Source organism: Pseudomonas sp. CM27, from assembly GCF_013179515.1.
Lineage (GTDB): Bacteria > Pseudomonadota > Gammaproteobacteria > Pseudomonadales > Pseudomonadaceae > Aquipseudomonas.
Window position 1 is genome coordinate 4258 of sequence record NZ_JABMCN010000167.1, and the last position, 3720, is coordinate 7977.

Genomic DNA, 3720 nt, shown 5'->3' on the forward strand with positions numbered 1-3720 from the left:
GGGCGCTGACCGACGGCCAGCTCGGCCTGCTCAGCGGCATTGTTGCGCTGATGGTCGGCCTCTTGACCTTCCCGCTGTCGCTGCTCGCCGACCGGTTCGGCCGGGTGCGCAGCCTGGTGCTGATGGCCGTGCTGTGGAGCCTGGCGACCCTCGGGTGCGCCCTGGCAGAAAACTACCCGCAGATGTTCATCGCACGCTTCCTGGTCGGCGTCGGCGAGGCAGCCTACGGCAGTGTCGGCATTGCCGTGGTAGTAGCGGTGTTTCCTCGCGACATGCGCTCGACGTTGGCCGGTGCCTTCATGGCCGGCGGGATGTTCGGCTCGGTGCTGGGCATGGCCTTGGGCGGCGCATTGGCGCAGCATCTGGGCTGGCGTTGGGCGTTCGCCGGCATGGCCCTGTTCGGGCTGGTGCTGGCCATGCTGTATCCACTGATCGTCAAGGAAGCACGCATTGCGCCTGGCTGTGCGCAACGCCAGCAAGGCAAGCCCAGCCACCCGCTGCGAAGCTTGTACGGCAGCCGCTCGGTCATTGCCGCTTACGTCGGCAGCGGCCTGCAGCTGTTCGTCGGTGGGACACTGATCGTCTGGATGCCCAGTTACCTGAACCGCTATTACGCCATGGGCACCGACCGGGCGGGGGCTATCGCCGCAGTCATCGTGCTGTGCAGTGGCATCGGCATGATTCTCTGCGCCATGCTTTGCGACCGCCTCGGGCGCCAGCGCCCGGACCGCAAGATCAGCCTGGCGATTGCCTACTGCCTGGGCAGCTGCGTGCTGCTGAGCATCGCCTTCGCGCTGCCAGTCGGCACTGCGCAACTGCTGTTGATCTGCCTGGGCATGATGATCGCCGCCGGCACCAACGGCCCTTCCAGCGCCATGGTCGCCAACCTGACCCATGCCGCAGTGCATGGCACGGCATTCGCCACCCTGACCCTGGCCAACAACCTGCTGGGCCTGGCCACCGGGCCATTGATCACTGGCCGGCTGTCGGACCTTATCGGCCTGCAGGCTGCGCTCCAGCTGGTGCCGCTGGCAAGCATCGCTGCGGCGGCGGTGTTCTTTGCCGCCAAACGTCACTACCACCGCGACATGGAACGTCTGCAACTCAGGAGTTGAACACGTGAAACAGCTGTTGTCTGTCGAGGTATTTTTCGATTTCGTCTGCCCCTGGTGCCTGATTGGCCAACGACACCTGCAAGCGGCCTTGCTGCTGCTGCAGCGCAGCTACCCCGGGCAACAGGTGCAGTTGCACTGGCGGGGCGTGCAGTTGCTGCCGGGGCTGCCCGCCAAGGGGCTGCCTTTCACTACCTTCTACCGGCAGCGCCTGGGCAGCGAGCAAGCGGTACGCGAGCGCCAGGCCCAGGTGCGTGAAGCGGCCCGAGTGGTCGGTGAGGATATCGATTTTTCGCGTATCAAGCGCATGCCCAACACCGGCAATGCCCACCGCCTTGTGCAACGGGCCGCCAGCGTGCTCAGCCCAAGGCAGCTGGAAGACTTGCTGGCACGCCTGTTCATTGCCTACTTCCACCAGGGTCGCGACCTGGGCGACAGCGCCACCTTGCTGGCTATCGTCCAAGGCTGCGGGCTGGATGCCGCGCAGATCATCGACTGTGTGCGTGACGATGGCAGCCCGTTTCTCGCCGGGGCAGGGCGTGCCGGCAGCGCGGTGCCATGCTACCGCTTCAACCAGGGGCCATTGATTGCCGGGCTGCAGCCGGCCGAGGCGCTGTTTGCAGGCATGTCCGCAGCGTTGCATGAGGCGCAGCAGGTATGAGCCGACGCATCCGACTGCTCCCCACGCAGGTACCGGCGCGCGGTGCGCGCGTGTTACTCGCCTGCGAGGGCCGCAGCATCGCCTTGTTCAATGTGGCCGACTCACTCTACGCCATCGCCGACAGTTGTCCGCACCAGGGCGCGTCCTTGTGCGGCGGGCGCCTGGAAGGCCGGGTGATCCAGTGTTGCGCGCATGGGCTGCGGTTTGACCTGGCCAGTGGGTACCTGGTCAATTCCACGGCGCTCAGGGTTGTCAGTTACCCCGTGGAGCGCGAGGGTGACGAGGTGTTCATCTGCGTCGACAGCGAATAGTCCGCAAAGCCGATGGCGCCAGATTCCCCTGGCGCCAGCAAGCCCGCTTCAAACGCCCGGTGGCCCTGACGCAAGTGGGTCACTGTGCTGCATGCGCCAACTGGCTGGCGGCATGCCGAACTGGGCGATGAACCAGCGGGTGAACGAACTGGGCATCGAATAGCCGAGCATGTCGGCGATGCGCCCCAGCGAATAGTTGGGGTTTTCCAGGTAGCGCATCACCAGGTCGCGGCGCACGCTGTTGATCAGGTCCTTGAAGGTCAACCCGCTTTCTTCAAGCCGCCGCTGCAGGGTGCGCACGTTCATGCCCTGGGTCTGCGCCACTTGCTCGAGCGTGGCCCGCCCCATGGGCAGCAACAGGTAGATGGTCTTGCGCAGTTCCAGCTCCAGCGACGCTGGGCTGCCGGCCGGCAGGGTGTCCAGGTAGCGCCGTGCCAGGCGCGCCATGGCTTCGTTGGCCTGCGGGCTGGTGCTGTCAAGGTCGGCGGCGGGGCAGACTATACCGTTGAATTCGCTGCCAAACACCAGTGTGCAGCCAAAGATGCGTCGGTGAATGGCCAGGTCGGCAGGGGCGGCATGGGTGAAATTGGCGCTGATCGGGTGCCACTGGCCGCCCAGCAGGGCCGCGCACAGACGCATCATCACGCCAATCGCCAGCTCGGTTGCCTGGCGGCTACAAGGCGCTCGCTCGTTGATCACCTCTTCGCGGATGACCACGGTCTTGCCGGCTTCCTCGATGTGAATGGCCAGGGCGTCATTGAGCAGGTGGCGGTACTGCACGATGACCTGCAGGGCGTCGCGCAGATTACGTTGGTGACTGAGCAGCAGGCTGATTTCACCGAAGTCCGACAGCTGGCGTAACTCGGCCATGCGCAAGCCGAAACTTTCACACTGGCTGGCTTTGGCAGAGGCCTCCAGCAAGCTGATGACGCTAGCGACCGGAATGCGCCGGTCGGGGTCGTCAAGCAACGCTGCACCAAGGCCAACCTGTGCCAGCAGCGCATTCGGGTTGAGCCCCAGGTGGCGGGATACCTCCAGGTAGTTGGTCAAGCTGGCAGCACGGACTAAAGCGGGCATTTTTATTGTTTTCCATGCGGTTTTTTTTGTAGTTGGCTGGGCCGACATGCAGTTCGCTTTTTATAGCGTGCGTGTCATGAATTGAAAAGCAAAGTGCTGTCGGGGCCTTGTCATCAAATGAAAAGTGCCTGACGCCCAATGTGAAGCACTCGGGGGAGGGGCTGTTTACTGTGAACCTCAAGCGACATACCCGCACACGAGGTTCACCGTGGAAAAACTGCAAACCACTGCCACCGTGCTGATCGTTCCAGGCTTGCGTGACCATGTCGCCGAGCATTGGCAAACCCTGCTCGCCAGCCGCCTGGCCAAGGTGCGTAGCGTGCCGCCGCTGCAGGTTGACGGGCTTTGCTGCAACGCCCGGGTCGAAGCGATCCAGCGCGAGCTGGAACAGATTGATGGCCCGGTGCTGCTGGTGGCCCACAGTGCCGGCGTGTTGATGGTCGCGCATTGGGCGGCGCGCTACCGACGCCCCATCAAGGGCGCCTTGCTGGCAGCGCCACCAGACCTCGACGCTGATTGGCCAGCGCATTACCCCAGCCCGTCCAGCCTGGCAGAAAAG

5 protein-coding genes are annotated in these 3720 nt (G+C 64.3%); 4 read left to right on the forward strand and 1 reads right to left on the reverse strand.

Annotated features, from left to right (window positions below; genetic code table 11):
- The 3 genes from HP547_RS19610 to HP547_RS19620 form a co-directional block, all read left to right on the forward strand.
- Positions 1-1115: MFS transporter (locus HP547_RS19610; RefSeq protein WP_172287133.1), on the forward strand; the 1115-nt coding region annotated here is incomplete at its 5' end.
- 4 nt (positions 1116-1119) lie between these two features.
- Positions 1120-1773 (forward strand): DsbA family protein, encoded by a 654-nt coding sequence (locus HP547_RS19615; protein WP_172287134.1) that lies wholly within the window; start codon positions 1120-1122, stop codon positions 1771-1773.
- Positions 1770-2084 (forward strand): Rieske 2Fe-2S domain-containing protein, encoded by a 315-nt coding sequence (locus tag HP547_RS19620; RefSeq protein ID WP_172228092.1) that lies wholly within the window; start codon positions 1770-1772, stop codon positions 2082-2084. Before HP547_RS19615 ends, HP547_RS19620 begins: the two co-directional genes overlap by 4 nt.
- Positions 2085-2132: 48 nt before the next feature.
- On the opposite strand, the gene HP547_RS19625 is transcribed toward HP547_RS19620, so the two are convergent.
- Positions 2133-3161 (reverse strand): AraC family transcriptional regulator, encoded by a 1029-nt coding sequence (locus HP547_RS19625; RefSeq protein ID WP_172228090.1) that lies wholly within the window; start codon positions 3159-3161, stop codon positions 2133-2135.
- Between the two features lie 208 nt (positions 3162-3369).
- Here HP547_RS19625 and HP547_RS19630 point away from each other — a divergent pair.
- A partial coding sequence (locus HP547_RS19630; protein ID WP_172287135.1) for an alpha/beta hydrolase occupies positions 3370-3720 on the forward strand: 351 nt, incomplete at its 3' end.